We start from the raw sequence: 19,673 nt of genomic DNA on the forward strand, positions 1-19,673 counted from the left end.
AGAGTCCATGCGCCAGCGAAACGCCCTCTGGCCCGCCCTCGTACTGCTGCTGGGCCTGTTTCTGACGCTCGTCGGGGCGCCCGGCGCCCTGGCCGCAGACGGCCCCGGGAAAGTCTACGTAGTGCGCATCGACAACGGGCAGGTTATCGATGCCGGGCTGGCCCAGTTCGTCGACCGCGTGTTTGAACAAGCGGGCGCGGATCCCGACGCCGTCGCCATCGCCGTGGTGCTGGACACGCCGGGCGGCTACGTGGACAGCGCGGCACGCATCAAGGACCGCCTGCTGGCGCCCCCCAACCAGCTGAAGACCATCGCCTATGTGGAAAACGCCGCCATCTCGGCCGGCGCCCTGATCGCCACGGCAGCCGAGTACCTCTACATGCACCCCGGCTCCGTCATCGGCGCCGCGGAGCCGCGCACCCTTGCCACCGGCGAGACGGCCGATTACAAGTCGCTCTCCGTGGTGGTCAACTACTTCACCTCGGCGGCAATCGCCCGGAACCGGGATCCGGACGTCGCCCGGGCGTTCGTCGACAAGGACCACCCCATCCCGGGGCAGACAGACGTGCTTCTCACGCTGCCCTACCAGCAGGCGGTGGAGATCGGCTATGCCAACGGCATTGCCGAGAGCCTGAACGACGCCATCCAGCAGGCCGGCATCGCGGAGTTCCAGCTCGTGGAGCCGGGGTGGACCTTCTCGGAGCAGGTCGGACGGTTTCTGACGACGCCCTGGGTCGCCATCCTGCTGCTGGTGGCGGGCGTGATCGCCTTCGGCATCGAGTTCATGCAGCCGGGCCTCACCGGGCCGGCCGCCGTGGGTGTCATCTGCCTCGTCCTGTTCTTCCTCGGCAACACGCTGGTGGGCACGGCCGGCTGGGTGGAGATTGCCCTGGCCATCAGCGGCCTCGTGCTAATGGCGGTGGAGCTGTTCACGCCGGGCTTCGGCATCTTCGGGCTGGCGGGCATCGCGGCCTTCGGCGCGGCCATCTTCCTGGCGGCCCCGTCGGCCGGTCTGGCCTGGCGGTACCTCATGTGGACGACCATCGCCTCGGCGTTCGTGCTCTTCGCCCTGATCCGGGCCGTCAGCAAGCGGGGCCTGGGCAAGGTGCTCACGCTGTCCGACACCGCCAGGGACTGGTCTGCCCAGGCGGAGGACCGCAGCCGCCTGGTGGGGCGGGAGGGCGTGAGCCTGACCGTCCTCCGTCCGGCCGGCACGGCCGTCTTCGACGACAAGCGGCTGGATGTGGTTTCTGAAGGGGAGTTCATCTCCGCAGGCGTGCCTGTGCGGATCATCCGGGTGGAAGGAACCCGCATCGTGGTCCGGGCGATTGGTAAATAATTTCGAACAGGTGTGAGGAGGTCTGCCCATGGCTGAGTTTGCTTTCTTGATCCCCACCTTTCTGGTGATTCTGCTTCTCGTCCTCTTCTTTAGCTTCGTTCCCGTAGGTCTCTGGATTTCGGCCGCCGCGGCCGACGTGCGTGTGGGCATCTTCTACATGATCGGCATGAAGCTGCGGCGGGTGCCGCCCCACCGCATCGTGAACGCCCTGATCAAGGCGGAGAAGGCGGGGCTGGAGATCGACATCGACAAGCTGGAGGCCCATTATCTGGCCGGCGGCAACGTGGACCGGGTGATCGACGCCCTGATTGCCGCCCAGCGGGCCGGCATCGACCTGGTCTTCGAGCGGGCTGCGGCGATCGACCTGGCCGGGCGCGACGTGCTCCAGGCGGTGCAGATGTCGGTCAACCCGAAGGTCATCGAGACGCCTGTCGTGTCGGCCGTCGCGAAGAACGGTATTGAGCTGAAGGCAAAGGCGCGGGTGACCGTGCGGGCCGACATCAACCGGCTGGTCGGCGGCGCCGGCGAGGAAACGATCATCGCCCGCGTCGGCGAGGGCATCGTCACCACCATCGGCTCGGCGGAGAACCATGAAGCGGTTCTGGAGAACCCGGACATGATCTCCCAGACCGTCCTGGCCAAGGGGCTCGACGCCGGCACCGCGTTCGAGATCGTCTCCATCGACATCGCTGACGTGGACGTCGGCGCCAACATCGGCGCCCGCCTGCGGGCCGACCAGGCCGAGGCGGAGAAGGTGATGGCGCAGGCCAAGGCCGAGGAGCGGCGGGCGATGGCCGTGGCCCAGGAGCAGGAGATGCGGGCGGAGACCCAGCGCATGCGGGCGAAGGTCGTCGAGGCGGAGGCCGAGGTGCCGCGGGCCCTGGCGCAGGCCCTGCGCGAGGGCAGGATCGGCGTCATGGAGTACCTGCAGATGCAGAACATCAAGGCCGACACCGCCATGCGGGAGTCGCTGGGCGGCGGTCAGCGCGGCGGCCAGCCCGGCGGCGGTCAGACCCAGAAGTAGGTGATGTGCCCTGGAAGATCTGCTGTGGCTGATTGTGCTGGCGATCGTAGGCACCGCGTGGTCCACGGTGCAGGAGAAGATGGGGGGCGGAAGGAAGCCCACGCGCCGCCCGCGCGGCGGCCGGCCTGTGCCCCGCGGCACGGGCATCCCCCAGTGGCCGACCCCGCCTTCGCGGCCGACGGCGGCTTCCCGGCCCAAGCCGGCTAGCCGGCCCCGTCCCGCCCGCGGCCCCGCGCCGACGGCGGACGCAGCCTCCGAAGCCATCGGCTCCGAGGGCATCGCCTCGGAAGGCATCAGGTCCGAAGGCTTCGGTTCTGAGGGCCTGAGCACTGAGGGGGTTCGCGGGGAGGGCGTCCGGGCGGAGGTCGTACGCTCTGCCCCCCTGAGCACCCTGCTGCGGGTGGAAGAGCCGGATGCCGAAGGGACCGCCGCTGACGCGGCCGCCGGAACCGATCCCGGGCGTGCCGGCGATCTGCGCCAGGCTGCGGTGGCGCAGCTGGCCAGCCGTGAGGGGCTGGCCCAGGCGGTGCTGCTGGCCGAGGTGCTGGGCAAGCCCAGGGCCCTCAGGCCTTACGGAAGAGGATAGCGTACTGCGCATGCGCGGGCAGGGCCCGGCCACAGAGGCCGGGCCCTGCCCGCTCGTCAATGCACCACGTCTGCGAGCACCGGCGCCAGGGCTTCCAGCAGCGCGCCCGTCCACCCGGCGAGCCGCTCGGGCAGCCCCTCCCCGGCCAGATCTGCGAGAGGACGGGCGATCTGCACCGCCACGGTGTAGGCCCCCCAGTCCACCGCCTCGGCGAGGGAAGGATCCAGCTTGCCCACCGGCACCTGCCGTTCGTCTGCCGCCGACCAGAGCCGGAGCACCGGCGGCGGCGTCAGGGCGCCCAGGGCCTCGGGCAGCACGCCGTCCCCCGCCAGGGCGGCCTGCAGCCGCGCATGCGCAGCCCCGCCGGGCGAGAGCCAGACGGCGATCTGCAGCTCAGCGGCCTCCAGGTGCAGTGCGATGCGCACGAAGTCGCCCTCGCCCTGCCCGGCGCCCGCGTAGTCCCGGAACCAGTAGCCCGCCAGCACGTCCTGGGGGCGGGCCGTGCGGAGCAAGGGCCAGGCGGCGGCAAACCCTGACCCGATCTGCGCAAACAGCTCTTCCACCCGGCGGTGGAACTCGGTGAGATCGCGGAACGCCCGGGGCGCCCGGGCAAGCACGTCGGCTTCGAAGCCGCGGAAGTAGGTGATGCCGGCCTCGGGCAGGTACTCCCGGAACTGGCGCAGCAGAAAGCCCGTGCGGGTGTCCGCGTCGTACCCATCGGCGAGTTCGCCGAGCCAGCGGTCCAGCCGCTCCCAGGAAAGCCGGTGTATGGGCTCCCCGTTCCCGCCTGCCGGGACGGCGGGGCTGATGATCAGGGGCTCTGCCGGCCCGGGCGGGAGGGCCGGCGGCTCCTCGCCGGGGGCGAGGGCAGCCATCCAGATGCGCCGGTCGCCCAGGTGGATCTCGCCGGCCCGCGGCGACCCGTCCGGCGCCGGGAAGTAGAAGGCCGCCTCGGCGTCGGCCGGCGCATCCAGGTCCGCCAGGCGGAGGAGCCCTTTCAGCACCGCCCGGTCCGAGTGCTCCTGCAGGGCCATCAAGGCCGGCGTCAGCTGCGGCCCCGACAGGCTGTGAGCGGAAAAGAGGTTGACCAGAGCGACACCCCCCTGCGCCTAGTCTGCCCTCCGGGCGGAATCGCCGTCGTACTGACGTACGATGGCCCTTCGCCCCGCAGGTACGATTTGCGCCGTGCCGGTTCCAGGTACGATGGAGCCAGAGTTTGGGGCAGGCACTTTCAGGGGAGTGATGGTGAGTGACCCGTTACCTGGCGCTGCTGCGCAACCGCAACTTCCTGCTTTTCTGGCTGGCCGGCGCGACCTCCCACATCGGCGACTTCTTCAATACGCTCGCCCTGGTGAAGCTCTTCAGCCAGGACCCGGACCGGCTGGGCTTCTACACCTCGCTGGTCATCGTCGGCAACATGGTGCCCACCCTGCTGCTCGGCCCCGTGGCCGGAACGCTGGCCGACCGACTGCCGCGCAAGGTGATCATGGTCTGTGCCGACATCGTGCGGGCGGCCCTGATGTTCAGCATGGTCTTCGTGCACGAACCGCTGGCCCTGATCGGGCTGGACTTCGCCGCCGCCGTGGCCACGGCCTTCTTCAGCCCGGCCAGTTCGGCCCTGCTGCCCAACTTGGTGAAGCGGGAGGAGCTGGTCACCGCGGGCTCCCTCAACATCATGACCCAGCGGTTGGCCATGCTGTTCGGCAACGGACTGGGTGCAGTCCTGCTCGTGCTGGTGGGGCCGGCCGGCGTGTTCGCCATCAACGGCGGGCTGTTCCTGGTGTCGGCCCTGGCGCATTCGGGTATGCGGGTGCCGGCGGTCGCGCCGGGCGATGCGCCGGTGCGGGCCGATGCGCAGGCCAGTTCCCGCCCGGCTCTCTCTCCCCTGGCCAAGCTGGTCCGGGATCTGCGGGAGGCCGTGACCGTTGTGCGGGAGCGCCCGAACCTCCGCCATCTGCTGACCGGCATCAGCATCGCCAACCTGGGCGACTCGGGCAGCAACGTGCTCCTGGTGACGTTCTTCACGGTTACGCTGGGGCTGGCGGCCGAGCAGATGGGATTCGTGCTCGCGGGCTTCGGCGGCACGTCCGTGCTGGGGGCTTTCCTGATCGGGGCCGTCGGGGGCCGCATCCACTGGCGCCACCTGTTCAGCCTCGGCTGCGGGTACGTCTGGTTCACCGCTACCGCAGCCGTGGCGGCCCGGAGCCTGATCCCCAGCTCCGCCTTCCTCCTGCTCCTGGGCCTGGGCAGCGGAGCGATCAACGTCGGCCTTCAGGTGGCCATCGCGGACCTGGTGCCAGACAACGTCCGCGGCCGCATCTTCGGCTCCTTCGGCACGGTCAGCGCCCTGATCATGATCACCGGCAACCTGTTGGCCGGCGCACTGGCCGACCGCTTCGGAGCGGGTTACACCATGCTGGGCTATGCCCTGGCCTACCTGGCGGCGGGGGTCTACGGATACCTCAACCTGCGGCCGGAGCCGCAGGGGGCCGTGAGGACCACCGGTGCGCCGGCGGACTGAGCGAACAGCCACAAAGCGGCCCGGGGCTGCCGATGCAGCCCCGGGCCGCTTGATCTACCACTGCTTCGTGTAGGCTTCCTGCTCCGCGGTGGGTTCGTCCAGCGTCACACCCAGGGTCTTCAGCTTGGTCTCGGCGATCTGCCGGTCGATCGCCGCAGGCAGCCGGTGGACCCCGGGCGCCAGCTCGCCGTGATGGTTGACCAGGTGGTGGCAGGCGAGGGCCTGCACGGCGAAGGTCAGGTCCATGATCTCCACCGGGTGTCCGTCGGCGGCGGCGATGTTGACCAGCTCGCCCCGGGCGATCACGTGGATGCGCCGGCCGTCCATCAGCTCGTACTCCTCCACGTGGGGGCGCGCCTGCCGCCGGGCCACGGCCATCGCGGACAGGGACTCCAGGTCGATCTCGTGGGCGTAATGGCCGGCGTTGGCCACCAGGGCGCCGTCGGGCATGCGGGCGAAGTGCTCCTGCCTGAGCACGTGCACCGAGCCGGTGGTGGTGATGAACACCTCGCCGTAGCCGGCGGCGTCCAGCGAATTGGCCACGCTGAAGCCGTCGGCGTAGGCCTCCAGGGCCTTGATGGGGTCGACCTCCGTCACGGTCACCCGGGCGCCCAGCCCCGCGGCGTAGCGGGCCACGCCGCGCCCGACCCAGCCGTAGCCCATCACCACCACCCGCTTGCCGGTGAGGAAGAGGTTGGTGGCGGACATGATGGCTCCCAGGGTGGAGTGGCCGGTTCCGTACCGGTTGTCGAAGAGGTGCTTGCACGCGGCGTGGTTGGCCGCGATGGCCGGGAAGGGGAGCCTGCCCTCCGCCGCCATGGCCTCCAGCTTCATCACGCCGGTGGTGGTCTCCTCGGAGGAGCCGCGGATGCCGGCCAGGATCTCGCCGCCCCTGCGGACCGCCCGGCCCACCAGTTCGGCCCCGTCGTCGATGATGAACTCCGGCCGCGCCTCGAGCACCCGCTCCAGGTCCCGCTCAAACTCTGCCTGGCTCACGCCGTGCCGCGCGAAGACCTGCACGCCGCGCTCCACCAGGGCGGCGCAGACCGCATCCTGGGTGGAGTGGGGGTTCGAGCTGGCGGCGATGACATGCGCCCCGGCCTTTTGCAGCAAGAGGGCCAGGTAGGCGGTCTTGGCCTCCAGGTGCACCACGACGGCGATGCGGCGCCCCTTCAGGCTGCCGTCGTTCAGGACCTCTTCGAAGAGCCGGTTGAGCACCGGGGAGTGCGCCGCGACCCAGTCGATCTTCTGGTGGCCCAGCGGGGCGAGCGAGGGGTCTGCAATCACGCTCTGCATCGGATCGCCTCTCCTTTCGCTCAGGCGGTGCCCTGCCGGTTGAGCCCCCGCCCGCGCAGCGCGACCAGGGTCAGCAGGGTGACGACGAAGGGCAGCAGTCCGGTCACCTGGGACGGCAGGCCGACCCCCTGCAGCCGGATGCCCAGGGCGTCGATCAGGCCGAAGAGCAGGCTGGCCAGCAGCACGCCCGTCGGGTGCGCCCGGCCGAAGATCACTGCCACCAGGGCGATGAAGCCGCGCCCGGCGGTCATGTTCTCCTGGAAGATGCGGACCTGCCCCAGCGAGAGCTGTGCGCCGGCAAGCCCTGTGAGCACCCCGGCCAGCACGACGGCCAGGTACTGCATGCGCAGCGGGTTCACGGCCAGGGTCTGCGCCGCGCGGGCGTGCTCGCCGACGGCGCGCAGCCGCAGCCCGATGGTGGTCTGGAAGAGGAAATAGGTGAGGATGGGGACGGCGAGGTAAGCGGCCCAGACAACCGGGGTGTGGCCGCTGAGCAGCCGGCCCAGCACCGGGACCGCCTGCAGCCACTCCGGCGACCACTGGGGCAGCCCTTGCAGATCGGGGTGGTGGAAGGTGCCCGTCGCCCCCAGCACCACCCGCATGAGGAAGGTGGTGAGCCCCACCACCAGCAGGTTGAGCGAAATGCCCACGACGATCTCGTTGGCCCGCAGGTTGAGGCTGAGAACCGCCAGGATCAGGCCGATCGCCGTGGCGGCGGCAATCGCCGCCAGCACGCCCCATCCGGCGCCGCCCAGGAAGAACGACCCGACCACGGCGCCGAAGGCGCCGGCCAGCATCATGCCTTCCAGGGCGACGTTGAACAGGCCCGCCCGCTCACACAGGGCCCCGCCCAGCGCGGCCAGCAGGACCGGGACGACGGTCCGCAGGGTCATGTGCAGGAGCTGGATGTCGAACAGATCAGCCACGGGCCGCCCTCCTTCCCCGGAAGCGCCTGAGCAGGTCGGCGCCGATGCGCACGGACACGAACAGGACGATGACCGCCTGCACGACGCTGGAGATCTCCAGCGGGATCTGCGTGGTCCGCTCCATGCCGGTGGAACCCACCTGGATCACGCCCAGCAGGAAGGCGGCCAGCAGCACCCCGAGCGGGTGGTTGTCGGCCAGCAGGGCCGCCATCAGCCCGGACCAGGCGAAGCCGGGCCGGGTGAGGTTGCCGTCGATGTACCGGTGATAGACGGCCATGACCTCGATGGCGCCGCCCAGGCCGGCGACCGCGCCGCTGACCAGCATCGCCGTCACCAGGGCGCGCACCCGGTCGACGCCGCCGTAGCGGGCGAAGTCGGGGTTGAGGCCGGTCATGCGCCACTCGTACCCGGTCACCGTGCGCATCATGACGAACCAGAGCACCAGGCTCAGGGCCAGGGTGATCAGGATGCCCGCGTGCATGCGGGTGCCGGGCAGAAGGGCGATGCGCGCCGCCTCGGGGATCAGCCGGGTCTGCGCCAGGGCCCCGCCGCCCGAAAGATCCCGGAACGGGACGCTCACCAGGTAGCTGGCCGAGTAGACGGCCACGTAGTTGAGCAGGAGCGAGCTGATGAGCAGCTGGACCCTGAACCGCACCTCCAGCCAGGCGGGCAGCAGGGCCCAGAGGGCGCCGCCCGCGGCGCCGGCCAGCAGGCCCGCGACCAGCGGCAGGGGGCCGGGCAGGGGGACGTAGATTGTGAACAGGGCCGCGGCCAGGCCGCCCAGGGCCAGCTGGCCCTCGCCGCCCAGGTTGAGGGCGCCGGCGCGGAAGGCCACGGCCACGCCGAGGCCGGCCAGCGCGATCGTGGACGAGCGGGCCAGGGTGGAGCCGAGGAAGGTGCGGTTGCCGAACGCGCCGTTCCAGAGGGCAGCGTACGCCTCGCCCACCGGATGGCCCGTGGCCCAGATGGCCACGGCGCCGACGGCCAGGCCCAGCAGCACCGCCAGCAAGGGACGCAGAAGGTCGATCAGGCCCTCCGTGAGCCGGTCAGGCACCGGCGTCACCCCCTTGCTGTGCACTGGCCGGGTCGCCGGGTGGGTCCCCGGCGGGCAGATCCGCGCCGGCCATCCACAACCCGATCTGCCGCTCGTCCGCCTGGTCCCGCGCCACCTCGCCGACGATCCGCCCCTCGTACATCACGAGGATTCGGTCCGAGAGGGCCATGAGCTCGCCCAGATCCGCGGAGACCAGCAGGATGGCATCGCCCCGCTCCCGGCGGGCGAGCAGCTGGTCGTGGATGAAGGCCGCGGCGGCCAGGTCCACGCCCCGGCTGGGCTCCGCGACGATGAGGCAGTGGGCGTCGCCCGCGAGTTCACGGCCCACCACCAGCTTCTGCAGGTTGCCCCCCGAGAGGGCCCCGGCCCGGGCCCAGAGGCCCGGGGTGCGCACCCGGTACTCGGCCACGATCGCGGCGGCGCGCCGCAGCCAGGCCGACCGGTCGATCAGCCCCCGGCGGGAGAGCGGCGGCCGGTAGTGCGGGCCCATCGCGGCGGTGTCGGCGACGGACGCCTCCCGGGCCGATCCCCACCGGTACCGGTCCTCCGGAATGTGAGCCATGCCCGCTGCACGCCGCTCCCGCACGGAGAGGCGGGTGATGTCCTGGCCGTCCAGCAGGATCCGGCCCTCCGCGGCGGGCACCAGCCCCGTCAGGGCGCCGATCAGCTCGCTCTGCCCGTTGCCGGCCACGCCGGCGATGCCGACGATCTCGCCGCGCCGCACGGTGAACGTGACGCCCTGCACGGCCGGCTCTCCCCGGGGGCCGCGCACCCACAGCCTCTCCACGCGCAGGGCCGGCGCCCCCGGCTCGCGCCGGAAGGTCGCCGGCGGCGCGGGCAGACGGCCGACCATCAGCGTGGCCAGCTCGTCCATATCGGTCTCAGCCCGCTCCCGCTCGCCCACCACGCGGCCGCCCCGCAGCACGGTGATGCGGTCGCTGACGGCCAGCACCTCGGCGAGCTTGTGCGAGATGAAGAGGATCGTCTTCCCCTGGTCCGCAAGGTGGCGCATGACGGCCAGGAGCTCGTCGGACTCCTGGGGCGTCAGCACCGCCGTGGGCTCGTCCAGGATGATGATCTCCGCCCCGCGGTAGAGCGTCTTCAGGATCTCCACCCGCTGCTGCAGGCCCACGGGCAGGTCGCCCACCCGGGCCAGTGGGTCGATGGGCAGCCGGTGCCGCTCCGCCAGATCGGCCACCCGCGCGGCGGCCTCCCGCCGGTCCAGGCGGCCGAACCGGTGCGGCTCCCGCCCTAGCACGATGTTCTCGGCGACGGTGAGCGACGGGAAGAGCATGAAGTGCTGGTGGACCATGCCCACGCCGCGGGCGATGGCATCGTGCGGGCTGCGGAAGGCCACAGGCTCGCCGTGGATGCGGATCTCGCCCGCGGTGGGCTGTTCCATGCCGTAGAGCAGGTTCATCAGGGTGGTCTTGCCGGCGCCGTTCTCTCCCACCACGGCGTGGATCGAGCCGGGTTCGACCTGGAGGGAGACGCCGTCATTGGCCACGACCCCGCCCGGGTAGACCTTGACCAGGCCGGTCGCGGCGATGGCCGGTGCGCGACTCATGCCGAAGCCACCTCGGGAGCCCTACCCGGCCAGCGGGTCGGGCACCACGATCTCACCGGAGAGGATCTTGTTCTGCAGCTCCTCCAGCTTCTGCATGACCTCGTCGGTCAGCTTGGGATGCCGCTCCAGGCTCTTGTCGGCCAGGTGGGAGAGGCCGACGCCGCCCTCCTTCAGCCCGTACACGGCGGTGCCGAAGGACCAGTTGCCCTCCACCAGATCCTTCAGCGTCTGGTAGGTCACCACGTCCAGCCCCTTGATCTGGCTGAACAGGATGTGCTCGGGGTCGTGGACGGACTGGTTGGTGTCCTGGCCGGCCGTATAGAAGCCCTTCTCCCGGGCGGCCTCGAACACGCCGAAGTTGCCGCCGCCGGCCACCGCGGCGATCACGTCGGCCCCCTGGGCGTGCTGCTCCAGGGCCAGCTCCTTCGCCCGGGCCACATCCTCAAAGGAGTTGGACCAGTGGATCAGGAGCTTCGCCTCGGGGTTGACCGCCTCCAGGCCCATCTGAATTCCCTGGGTCCAGCGCTGGAAGAAGGGAATCTCCATGGGCCCGACCATGCCCACGATGTTGGTCTCGGTCACGAGCCCCATCGCGGCGCCCAGCAGGAAGGCGGCCTCGTGCTCCTTGAAGGCGATGGAGCGCACGTTGGGCATGTCGACGGTGGTGTCGAGGATGGCGAACTTCTGATCCGGGAACTCGGCCGCCACCTTCTGCAGCGGCTCGGCGGACTCAAAGCCGGAGGTGAAGATCAGGTCCCACTTCTCCTCAGCGGCCACGGCCCGCAGGTTCTCCTCGATCGCGCCCCAGTCCTTGGACTCGATGATCTGCGCCTCGATGCCGAACTCCGCCTTGGCCCGCTCCACGCCCTGGACGGTCACCTGGTGGAACGGGTTGAGGCCGATCTTGTCGGGCAGCACGACCATGACCCGCACCGGCTCGGCCCCGGGCTCCGTGGCGGACGGGGTCTGTGCGGAGGGCGCGGGCTGCTCGGTCTGGGTGCCGGGGGTCCTGTCGGAGTCTGCGGACTGGGTGCCGCCGCAGCCGGCCAGCAAGAGGGCGGCCAGCACGGGGGCGGCCACGAATCTGAGGAAACGGTGCTTGTTCACTCTTGTTCTCCCCTTCACGAATCATCTTAATCGGCAATGGTATTTCGGTTATCCTTTAAGCCTGTCTTATGACTACTATCGATTCTATTCTGTCACCGCGGGCGGGTCAACCGGCCTTCTGGCGGTCAGGCGGTAGACGGAATGCGATGCTGACCGCGTCCTGCGCGACGTCGCGCGCGCCACATCCGGACAGGTATGTTAATATTAATCAAATGAACCTGCTCATAACGGAGGTCGTACGCCATGCCCTCAATCCGCATTCTTACGGACTCTACCGCAGATCTTTCGCCGGAACTCCTGGCGGCGAATGATGTGCGGGTGGTGCCGCTGCTCGTGCAGTTCGGCGAGGAGTCGTACCAGGACGGCATCGAAATTAACACGGACCAGCTGTTCCAGATGGTAGCCGAGCGGAACCAGCTGCCCAAGACGGCCAGCGTGAGCCCTGCCGTGTTCCGCCGCTACTTTGAAGAGGCCACGGCCGACGGCAGCAAGGCGCTGTTCATCGGCATCTCCGCGAAGTTCTCGGCGACGATCCAGAATGCCCAGATCGCCGCGTCCGAGTTTCCCGAAGGCCGGGTGCGCGTCTTCGATTCCCGGAACCTCTCCACCGGTATCGGCCTGCAGGTCCTGCGCGCCTGTGACCTGGCGCGGCAGGGCAAGTCGATGGAGGAGATCCTCGCGGACCTGGAGACCTACCAGGCCGGCGTGCGCACGTCCTTCGTCATCGACACGATGGACTACCTGTACAAGGGTGGCCGCTGCAGCGGGATGCAGGCCCTGGTGGGCACCCTGCTGAAGATCCGGCCGATCATCTCGGTCGTAGACGGCGGCATGATCGTGGCCGCCAAGATCCGCGGGGCGCGGAAGAAGTCGCTGGACTGGATGCTGGAGCGCTTCGCGGAGGACGCCAGGGCGGGCCGGGTGCGGCCCGAGCGTGTCTTCGTGACGCACACGGGCACGCCGGAGGATGCGGCGTACATGCGGGATGAGGTCCGGCGCATTCTGCCGGAGGTGCACGAGGTCATCGAGACCCGGGCCGGCTCGGTCATCGGGAGCCACTGCGGCCCGGGCACCATCGGGATCCTGTACGCGACGAAGTAGCCGCCGGCGGCTGCGCCTGCCGGCGGATGCCACGGGTTGTGCCCTGCGAATTCGGCGCTTCGGCTGGTTGACACCGAACCCGCGGAAGGGTTAGGATGTGCTCATATATCGGTCAAGGCGATGAAGAGGGCGGGGAACGGCTCCCCGCGGCGCGGGCCGTCTCGGGCGCAGAGAGCGGAATGGATGGTGCGAGTTCCGCCCCGGAGAGACCTGGCGCATAAGGCCTCGGAGCTGCCTCCCGAACCCCCGGCGCGTCCCGGGTCAGTAGACGAGGACGGTTCTCCCCCGATACCGGGAGCAAGGCATTCCCCGCGCGGGAGTGCCGGGTTGAGGTGGGCCGCACATCAGGCGGCCAAGTTGGGTGGTACCGCGGAGCCAAGGCCTCCGTCCCTACGGAAGGGACGGAGGCCTTCTTGACTGTTTAGCGAATTCCAAAAGGAGGGTTTCTGCAATGCGCTCCCGTGAAGAGCAGCTTCAAGAGGCACGCCGAACCAAGGTGGCGGCCTTGCGCGAGGCCGGCGTCGACCCCTTCGGCACCCGTTTCGGCGACCGCCGGCTGATGGGCGACCTGCGGGCAGAATACGGGGAGGCCACGGCCGAGGAACTGGATGAAAAGGCCTTGCCCGTGCGGGTGGCCGGGCGGGTCCTGACCCTCCGGTCGCACGGCAAGGCGGGCTTCGCCCACCTGCAGGACGGCTCCGGCCGCCTGCAGCTCTACCTGCGCCTTCCCGAACTCAGCGATCGCGCCCGCCTGGTCTGGGAGCACCTGGACCTGGGCGACATCGTGGGCGCCGAGGGCGTGCTGATGCGCACCCGCACCGGCGAGCTGTCGGTGAAGGTCGCCGACCTGACCATGCTGACGAAGGCGCTCCGGCCGCTGCCCGACAAGCACGGCGGGCTGCGCAACGTGGAGCTCCGCTACCGCGAGCGCCATCTGGACCTGCTGGTAAATCCCGAGAGCCGGGCCGTCTTCGAGGCCCGCTCCCGCATCGTCGCCAGCCTGCGCCGCACGCTGGACGAGATGGGCTTCCTGGAGGTCGAGACCCCGGTGCTGGTCCCGCTGGCCGGCGGGGCGGCTGCACGCCCCTTCCTGACCTACCACAACGCCCTCGACCGGGACCTGAGCCTGCGCATCGCGACAGAGCTTCACCTGAAGCGGCTGGTGGTGGGCGGCATGGAGCGGGTCTACGAGATCGGCCGGGTCTTCCGCAACGAGGGGCTCTCGACGCGCCATAACCCGGAGTTTACCTCGCTGGAGGCCTATCAGGCCTATGCCGACTATCAGGACATGATGGACCTCACGGAGCGGCTCGTGCAGAACGCCGCCCTGGCGGCGAACGGCTGCCTGCAGGCAGGCGAGATCGACCTGACCGGCCCCTTCCGGCGCGTGACGATGGCGGAGGCGGTGAAGGAGGCCACCGGTCTCGACCTGCTCGCCCTCGGCGGTTCGGGCGACGAGGAGGAGGACGCGCGGGCGGTGCGGGCCGCGGCCGAGGCCGCCGGCTACGAGGTCGAGGCGACCACCTGGGGCGGGCTGCTGGCCGAGCTGTTCGAGCGCTACGCCGAAGACCGGCTGATTCAGCCCACGTTCGTCATCGGCCACCCGGTGGAGACCTCCCCCCTGGCCAAGCGCGATCCCCGGGACCCCCGGCTGACCGAGCGGTTCGAGCTCTACGTACAGGGGCGGGAGCTGGCCAACGCCTTCTCCGAGCTGAACGACCCCGAGGACCAGCGGCGGCGGTTCGAGGAGCAGCTTGCCCAGTGGGCGGCCGGCGACGAGGAGGCGCACCCGATGGACGAGGAGTTTCTGGCCGCGCTCGAGGTCGGTCTGCCGCCCACGGGCGGGCTGGGCATCGGTGTCGACCGGCTGGTCATGCTCCTGACGGGGGCGCCTTCCATCCGGGATGTCATCCTGTTTCCGACGCTGCGGGACCGGTAGTGGGGTGCGAAGCCATCGGGGCCGGGGAGGTATGCTCCCCCGCCGCGATGGCTTCTTCTGTATCCGCTGAAGGAGAACGGCCAGGCATGGTCGAACGGTTATGCTGAATATTTAGATCACGAGACTGCCGGCCCCGATCCGGATGAGTCCGGTGCCCTGTGCTTTCGGGGCCGGAGTTGCAGGGGTGATGGGGTTGTTCTATCGGTACGGGATTCCCGGTGACGGGGCGCCGATATTGCTGGCCCTGGTTCTGGTGATAGCCGGGGCTGCGGCTGCCCTGGCACGGCGCGCGTGGGTCGGCGGCGTGGCCGCGGGAGTTCTCCTTATGCTGCTCGCCCACCCGCGCTCGATTCTGCGCGTGCCGATGCTGCTGGTGGTCATGGTGCTGCTCGGACTCGCAGCGGGCGTCTTCGGGCTGTCGCTGCGGCTCCGGCGGCCGCGCATGGCGGCGGTGAGCGGCCTCTGGATCGGCGCGGGCCTGGCCCTCCTGTATCTGATGGACCTTACGTACCGAGTGCATGACGCCGCAGATCTGGTCTTTGCGGGTGGGTTGCTCCTCTCGATCCTCGTGGTGGGCTCCATCACGGTGATCGCTCTGCCGCCCGATGGCGTTCCGTCGCAGCAGCAGCGGCCGCCCGGGGCGTGAGGCGGGGGAGGGGGCTTCCGCCTGTGGGAGATGGAAAACGAGCCTGCACCGCCTTCGGTGAAGGGGTGCAGGCTCTGTGCTGCCTACCACCCGGAGATCTCCTGCATTTTCTGCCTCAGCCGGGCCGCCTCCTCGCCCTGCATGATATAGGGCTGCTCGGCATGGATCCAGACCGGGTGAACCTCCACCTGCTTCACGCCGTCCGGGCCGATCAGGAAGTCCAGGATCATCGACTCCCGGGCCAGGTCGGTGTCCTGCCGGTCCATGATGAAGTTGCCCAGGCTGTAGGCGATGAACCCGCCGCCATACAGCTCGAAGCCCTGGATGGCGTGGGGGTGGTACCCGAGCACCAGGTCGGCGCCCTGGTCCACGATGTAGCGGGCGAGCTGACGCTGCTCCTCCGTGGGGTAGTTGACGAACTCGATGCCCCAGTGGAGCGCCACGGCGACGACGTCGGCCACCTCCCGGGCCGCCCGGATGTCCTCCGCCAGCCAGTCCTCTCGGATGGCGGGCACGCCGGGCCGGTCCTCCATGGCGGCGAAGCTGCGGGGGTAATCCCAGTCGAAAAAGAGGTCGGCGAATTCGCTGTAGCCCAGGAAGGCGATGCGGACGCCCCGGGCCTCCAGCACCAGCGGCCGGCGGGCCTCGTCCAGGTTCCGGCCCCCGCCTGTCCACGGGATGCCGGCCTCCGCCAGGATATCCAGCGTCTCCAGGAAGTTCTCCTCATCGTAGTCCATGATGTGGTTGTTGGCCACGGTGACCCCGTCCAGCCCCGCGGCCGTGAGCACCTCGATGGCCTCCGGCTCCGCCCGGAACCAGATCTGCTTGCCCGGCAGGGGGCGGCCCGTCACCCCGATGGGCGACTCCAGGTTGGCGAACGCCAGGTCTGCTGACGAGAGGTGATCGCGCACCTTTTCAATGGGATACAGCGTGCCGTTTTCCCGCATGGCCCGGGCGACCCCCCGGGCGAGCATGAAGTCGCCGGCGACGGAGAGGGAGGCCCATTCCTCGCCGGTCACAGCACCGTCCGCTTCATCCTGGCTGAACGCCGCTTCCAGGGCCTTCCTGACCGGAGTCACACGTTCCGAGTCTTCCAGCCTGTAAGCCACCAGGAGCCGGTCGGCCAGGGGATACTCGCCCGACCGCACGGTCTGCGGGGTGGGGGCAACGCCTTCCACCGGCACTGCCCGCCAGCCCGGCCGCAGGTCCGCGAGCCGTCCGGCCGCCAGTGCCCCCCTGGCCGGTTCGCCGGGCGGATCCAGCTCAGGCAGGAGGGCTTCGGCCTCGGCGAGCGTCAGTTCCATGGGCTCGTCCAGCCAGCCCTGCATGATGATGTGCTCAACGGTGCGCAAGGGGAAGGAGGTCAGAATGGGCGGCGGCTCGCCGTCGACCACGGCCGCGTCTGCCTCGCCCCGCATCAGCGCCGGCACCGGCTCAGGGGTGCGCAGCACCTCCACACCGTCCACCGGCGGCAGTTCCAGGTCTACGGGGGCGGCGAGGACCAGGGCTCCGGAGCTGGGTCCGGGGTTGCCGCCAGCGCCCTGCGGCGGGTCGCCGGGCCCTGGCTGGGGTGCGGGCTTCCGGGCGCACGCGGCGAGCACGATCAGCACGGCCAGGAGGAGCGTGGCCGGTTTTTTCATTCTCATGGGTCGGCCTCCCTTCGGCGGGGGATTCGGGCAGTTGCGGCGGCGGGCAGTGAGCTGTGGGCAGTGAGTTGTGGGCGGCGGGTGTAGTCGGTGGAACCGGCGTTTTTTCACTTGGCTTGTAGGACGAAAGTGGAAAAGTGGCGGTTCCCACTGTTGAGCGACCGGCGCGGCGCGGGTGGTTGAGACGGCCCGGCCCCCGCAGGCCCGAGGACTGTGCCGGCATGTCAACCACACCCACGCCCCACCGCCCACAGCCACTTCTAGTCTCCCCCCCGGTCCGCATACCCTCCATGTGGACGTGCTACAGCACAGGAAGGGGGGGCAGCCCCTTGCAGCAGCGGCGGAGCAGTCTCAGGGAGCGGCTCGTCTCCCTTCTCGAGTTGCCAGGCGACGCGGTGCTTGACCTGCCGCGCGCGACCCTCATCGGCAACGTCGAACTGGTGGTGGAAAACCACCGGGGGCTGTTGGAGTACAAGCCCAACCGGGTGGTTCTGAGACTGCCTGAGGGCAAGATGACCATCGACGGGGAGGACCTGCGCATTCCGTACCTGTCGCCGGATCAGGCGGTGCTTCTGGGGCGGATAGACGGGCTGCGCTACGCTCCGCCGGAAGGGGGCGGGACGTAGCATGCTGCGCTCGCTCATTCGCTACCTGCTCGGCAGCCTGCGCGTTGAGGTCACCGGCGGCGATGTCGAGCGGTTCCTCAACCTGTGCCTGGATGCCGGCATCCTGCTCTGGGACCTGCGCCGGCTGCCCGAGCGGCTCAGGGTCACCTTGATGCTGGCCGACTTCTTCCGCCTGCGCCCCATCGCCCGTGCGAGCCGGTGCCGCGTCCGCATTCGCGGGCGGTACGGACTGCCGTTTCTCACCCGGCGGCTCAGGCGGCGTCCGTTTCTCCTGGCCGGCGCCGTCGGCGGGCTGGCCGCCCTGATCTGGGCGGGGAGCCACTTCTGGGTGGTGGACGTGCGCATCAGCGGCCCCGGCTACCTGGACCCGCGCGCCATCCTGGCCGTGGCGGCGGAGGCCGGCCTGCGCAGGGGCGCGTGGAAGGCGCGGGTCGACCTGGACCAGGTGACCCAGCACCTGAAATCCACGGTTGAGGAGCTGTCCTGGGCGGTGGTGCGGGCAGACGGCACGCGCGCGGTGATCGAGGTGGTGGAGAAGGGGGCGGTGACGCCGCCTGACCAGGCGCTTTGCGTCCACCTGGTCGCCCGGAAGTCCGGGGTGGTGGAGCAGGTGATCCCGTATCAGGGGGAGCCCCTGGTGAAGAAGGGCGATGTCGTGCAGACGGGGGACATGCTGGTGGAGTGCGCCCTGCGCTACTGGGCCGGGGGGCGGCCCGGCGTGATACCGGGCATGCCGCTGCCGCCGCGGGAAGACCTGGCCCGCACCGTGGTCGCACAGGCCAGCGTGAAAGCCCGGGTCGCCTACCGGCAGTATTATGAATACCCGGTCACCGAGATCGTGAAGGAGCCGACGGGCCGGCGCTACACCCAGTGGGTTTTGAACTGGAACGGCCGGTCCATAATACTACGCGGGCGGGGCCCCGTTCCCTACGGGGATTATGAGGTCACCACCCGGACCATCTCCCCCGGCCAGTGGAGGAATTGGACCCCACCTGTCGAAATCGTGATTCGTGAGGCCCAGGAGGTCTCGACGCGGGCGGAGCCCGTATCGGTGGAGGAGCTCACGGAGCGGGCCCGCGCCGCCATGGAGCGGCGGCTGGCCTGGATGCTGGGGCCGAATGACCGCGTGCTGGCGCCGCTCAGGGCGGAAGTGGTGCAGCAGGAAGGCGGCTACGCGGGCATTCTGGTCACGGTCGAGACGCTGGAGGAAGTCTCCGCCCCGCTGGAAGGGCCGATGCTATCCATAGGCAGGTGACCGGGTTGGATGAGACCCAGGAACGGCGGATTCTAATTGCAGACAACGATCGCGCGCGCGAGTTATTTGGGTTGAACGACTCGCACCTGCGCTTTATTGAAGAGGGCTTTGACGTGACGCTGGTGCCCCGGGGCAACGAGGTGATCATCAAGGGGCAGGAGGAAGAGGTCGGCCGGGTGGCCAGGCTGTTCGAGCGGCTGACGGCCATCCAGGACCGCGGCGGCAGGGTCACGGAGCGTGACGTCCGGTACGCCGTGCGCCTGGCCCGGGAGGGGGAAGAGAAGCCCCTCGCCGAGGCGTTCACCGACGTGATCGTCACGACGTACCGGGGCAAGCAGATCCGGCCCAAGACGCTGGGGCAGAAGGAGTACGTTGACGCCATACGGCGGAGCGGCGTCACCTTCGGCATCGGACCGGCCGGCACGGGCAAGACCTACCTGGCCATGGCCATGGCGGTGGCGGCCTTCAAGGCGAAGGAGGTCGCCCGCATCATCCTGACCCGGCCCGCGGTGGAGGCCGGCGAGAAACTCGGCTTCCTGCCGGGCGACATGCAGCAGAAGGTGGACCCCTACCTGCGCCCGCTCTACGATGCCCTGTTTGACATTATGGGCTCGGACACGTTTGAGCGGCTGCTGGACCGCGGGATCATCGAAGTCGCTCCGCTCGCGTTCATGCGTGGACGCACCCTGGATGATTCGTTTATCATTCTCGACGAGGCCCAGAACACGACACCCGAGCAGATGAAGATGTTCCTGACGCGCATGGGCTTCGGTTCGAAGGTCGTCGTGACCGGCGACATCACCCAGATCGACCTGCCCGAGGGAACCCGTTCCGGGCTGGTGGACGTTCAGCGCGTCCTGCGCAACGTCCCGGGTATTTCTTTCTATTACCTGACGGAGCGAGATGTAGTGCGCAACGACCTGGTTCAGTTGATCATCAAGGCCTACGAGAGAGCAGGGGGCGGTGGGACTGGCTTGCTTCCGCCCCGGCCTGCGACGGATCGGCCGGACCGGTCGGAGTCTTAGAGTGAGATGGGAGGT

The 19,673-nt window shown here is 69.6% G+C and carries 17 protein-coding genes; 10 read left to right on the forward strand and 7 right to left on the reverse strand.

The features are described from left to right. Nucleotides 1-7: 7 nt before the first annotated feature. Genes ACZ45O_RS16730 through ACZ45O_RS16740 form a run of 3 tightly spaced genes read left to right on the forward strand, consistent with a single transcriptional unit; the run spans nucleotide 8 to nucleotide 2,949 of the window. Nucleotides 8-1,339, forward strand: a complete 1,332-nt coding sequence (locus tag ACZ45O_RS16730) for an NfeD family protein (protein WP_464854551.1) — start codon at nucleotides 8-10, stop codon at nucleotides 1,337-1,339. Nucleotides 1,340-1,367: 28 nt separating this feature from the next. Continuing rightward, nucleotides 1,368-2,363, forward strand: coding sequence for a flotillin-like protein FloA (floA, locus tag ACZ45O_RS16735; RefSeq protein WP_464854552.1), 996 nt, complete (start codon nucleotides 1,368-1,370; stop codon nucleotides 2,361-2,363). 34 nt (nucleotides 2,364-2,397) lie between these two features. Next, nucleotides 2,398-2,949 carry a hypothetical protein gene (locus ACZ45O_RS16740; RefSeq protein WP_464854553.1) on the forward strand — a complete coding sequence of 184 codons (552 nt, stop codon included), beginning with the start codon at nucleotides 2,398-2,400 and terminating at the stop codon, nucleotides 2,947-2,949. A gap of 56 nt (nucleotides 2,950-3,005) precedes the next feature. Here the strand turns inward: ACZ45O_RS16740 and ACZ45O_RS16745 are convergent, their stop codons facing one another. Further along, nucleotides 3,006-3,983, reverse strand: coding sequence for a hypothetical protein (locus ACZ45O_RS16745; RefSeq protein WP_464854554.1), 978 nt, complete (start codon nucleotides 3,981-3,983; stop codon nucleotides 3,006-3,008). A 215-nt stretch (nucleotides 3,984-4,198) separates the two neighbouring features. On the opposite strand from ACZ45O_RS16745, the gene ACZ45O_RS16750 reads away from it, so the two are divergent. Then, the gene (locus tag ACZ45O_RS16750; protein WP_464854555.1) at nucleotides 4,199-5,470 is read left to right on the forward strand and encodes an MFS transporter; all 1,272 of its coding nucleotides are present in this window, start codon (nucleotides 4,199-4,201) and stop codon (nucleotides 5,468-5,470) included. A 54-nt stretch (nucleotides 5,471-5,524) separates the two neighbouring features. On the opposite strand, the gene ACZ45O_RS16755 is transcribed toward ACZ45O_RS16750, so the two are convergent. From ACZ45O_RS16755 to ACZ45O_RS16775, 5 genes are read right to left on the reverse strand one after another with little or no spacing between them, the layout of a single operon-like run. Continuing rightward, complete coding sequence (locus ACZ45O_RS16755; RefSeq protein ID WP_464854556.1) at nucleotides 5,525-6,766, reverse strand: adenosylhomocysteinase; 1,242 nt, start codon at nucleotides 6,764-6,766, stop codon at nucleotides 5,525-5,527. A 20-nt stretch (nucleotides 6,767-6,786) separates the two neighbouring features. Beyond that, a complete protein-coding gene (locus tag ACZ45O_RS16760) occupies nucleotides 6,787-7,692 on the reverse strand; it encodes an ABC transporter permease (protein WP_464854557.1) in 906 nt (301 codons plus the stop codon). Continuing rightward, nucleotides 7,685-8,746, reverse strand: coding sequence for an ABC transporter permease (locus ACZ45O_RS16765; RefSeq protein WP_464854558.1), 1,062 nt, complete (start codon nucleotides 8,744-8,746; stop codon nucleotides 7,685-7,687). Before ACZ45O_RS16765 ends, ACZ45O_RS16760 begins: the two co-directional genes overlap by 8 nt. Continuing rightward, the gene (locus ACZ45O_RS16770) at nucleotides 8,739-10,313 is read right to left on the reverse strand and encodes an ABC transporter ATP-binding protein (protein WP_464854559.1); all 1,575 of its coding nucleotides are present in this window, start codon (nucleotides 10,311-10,313) and stop codon (nucleotides 8,739-8,741) included. Before ACZ45O_RS16770 ends, ACZ45O_RS16765 begins: the two co-directional genes overlap by 8 nt. A gap of 21 nt (nucleotides 10,314-10,334) precedes the next feature. Beyond that, nucleotides 10,335-11,420 (reverse strand): BMP family lipoprotein, encoded by a 1,086-nt coding sequence (locus ACZ45O_RS16775; protein ID WP_464854560.1) that lies wholly within the window; start codon nucleotides 11,418-11,420, stop codon nucleotides 10,335-10,337. 243 nt (nucleotides 11,421-11,663) lie between these two features. Here ACZ45O_RS16775 and ACZ45O_RS16780 point away from each other — a divergent pair, with 243 nt between their 5' ends. From ACZ45O_RS16780 to ACZ45O_RS16790, 3 genes are all read left to right on the forward strand, one after another. Further along, on the forward strand, nucleotides 11,664-12,521 hold the full coding sequence (locus ACZ45O_RS16780; protein WP_464854561.1) for a DegV family protein: 858 nt from the start codon (nucleotides 11,664-11,666) through the stop codon (nucleotides 12,519-12,521). A gap of 451 nt (nucleotides 12,522-12,972) precedes the next feature. Then, nucleotides 12,973-14,460: a lysine--tRNA ligase gene (gene lysS / locus ACZ45O_RS16785; RefSeq protein WP_464854562.1), complete on the forward strand. Its 1,488-nt coding sequence runs from the start codon at nucleotides 12,973-12,975 to the stop codon at nucleotides 14,458-14,460. Nucleotides 14,461-14,653: 193 nt separating this feature from the next. Then, nucleotides 14,654-15,106, forward strand: coding sequence for a hypothetical protein (locus tag ACZ45O_RS16790; RefSeq protein ID WP_464854563.1), 453 nt, complete (start codon nucleotides 14,654-14,656; stop codon nucleotides 15,104-15,106). An 83-nt stretch (nucleotides 15,107-15,189) separates the two neighbouring features. On the opposite strand, the gene ACZ45O_RS16795 is transcribed toward ACZ45O_RS16790, so the two are convergent. Then, nucleotides 15,190-16,752: a CapA family protein gene (locus ACZ45O_RS16795; RefSeq protein ID WP_464854565.1), complete on the reverse strand. Its 1,563-nt coding sequence runs from the start codon at nucleotides 16,750-16,752 to the stop codon at nucleotides 15,190-15,192. Nucleotides 16,753-17,081: 329 nt separating this feature from the next. On the opposite strand from ACZ45O_RS16795, the gene yqfC reads away from it, so the two are divergent. Genes yqfC through ACZ45O_RS16810 form a run of 3 tightly spaced genes read left to right on the forward strand, consistent with a single transcriptional unit; the run spans nucleotide 17,082 to nucleotide 19,658 of the window. Beyond that, nucleotides 17,082-17,378 (forward strand): sporulation protein YqfC, encoded by a 297-nt coding sequence (gene yqfC, locus ACZ45O_RS16800; protein ID WP_464854567.1) that lies wholly within the window; start codon nucleotides 17,082-17,084, stop codon nucleotides 17,376-17,378. A gap of 1 nt (nucleotide 17,379) precedes the next feature. Continuing rightward, complete coding sequence (yqfD, locus tag ACZ45O_RS16805; protein WP_464854569.1) at nucleotides 17,380-18,633, forward strand: sporulation protein YqfD; 1,254 nt, start codon at nucleotides 17,380-17,382, stop codon at nucleotides 18,631-18,633. 5 nt (nucleotides 18,634-18,638) lie between these two features. Beyond that, complete coding sequence (locus tag ACZ45O_RS16810; protein WP_464857820.1) at nucleotides 18,639-19,658, forward strand: PhoH family protein; 1,020 nt, start codon at nucleotides 18,639-18,641, stop codon at nucleotides 19,656-19,658. The last annotated feature ends 15 nt before the right edge of the window (nucleotides 19,659-19,673 follow it).

The sequence above is a fragment of the Symbiobacterium turbinis genome, assembly GCF_055383075.1.

Bases quoted from the DNA above. Each gene is read 5' to 3' on its own strand.
- ACZ45O_RS16780 (WP_464854561.1), top strand. From the start codon at position 11,664: ATGCCCTCAATCCGCATTCTTACGGACTCTACCGCAGATCTTTCGCCG.
- ACZ45O_RS16755 (WP_464854556.1), bottom strand. From the start codon at position 6,766: ATGCAGAGCGTGATTGCAGACCCCTCGCTCGCCCCGCTGGGCCACCAG.
- lysS (WP_464854562.1), top strand. From the start codon at position 12,973: ATGCGCTCCCGTGAAGAGCAGCTTCAAGAGGCACGCCGAACCAAGGTG.
- ACZ45O_RS16730 (WP_464854551.1), top strand. From the start codon at position 8: ATGCGCCAGCGAAACGCCCTCTGGCCCGCCCTCGTACTGCTGCTGGGC.
- ACZ45O_RS16795 (WP_464854565.1), bottom strand. From the start codon at position 16,752: ATGAGAATGAAAAAACCGGCCACGCTCCTCCTGGCCGTGCTGATCGTG.
- ACZ45O_RS16745 (WP_464854554.1), bottom strand. From the start codon at position 3,983: ATGGCCCTGCAGGAGCACTCGGACCGGGCGGTGCTGAAAGGGCTCCTC.
- floA (WP_464854552.1), top strand. From the start codon at position 1,368: ATGGCTGAGTTTGCTTTCTTGATCCCCACCTTTCTGGTGATTCTGCTT.
- yqfD (WP_464854569.1), top strand. From the start codon at position 17,380: ATGCTGCGCTCGCTCATTCGCTACCTGCTCGGCAGCCTGCGCGTTGAG.
- ACZ45O_RS16770 (WP_464854559.1), bottom strand. From the start codon at position 10,313: ATGAGTCGCGCACCGGCCATCGCCGCGACCGGCCTGGTCAAGGTCTAC.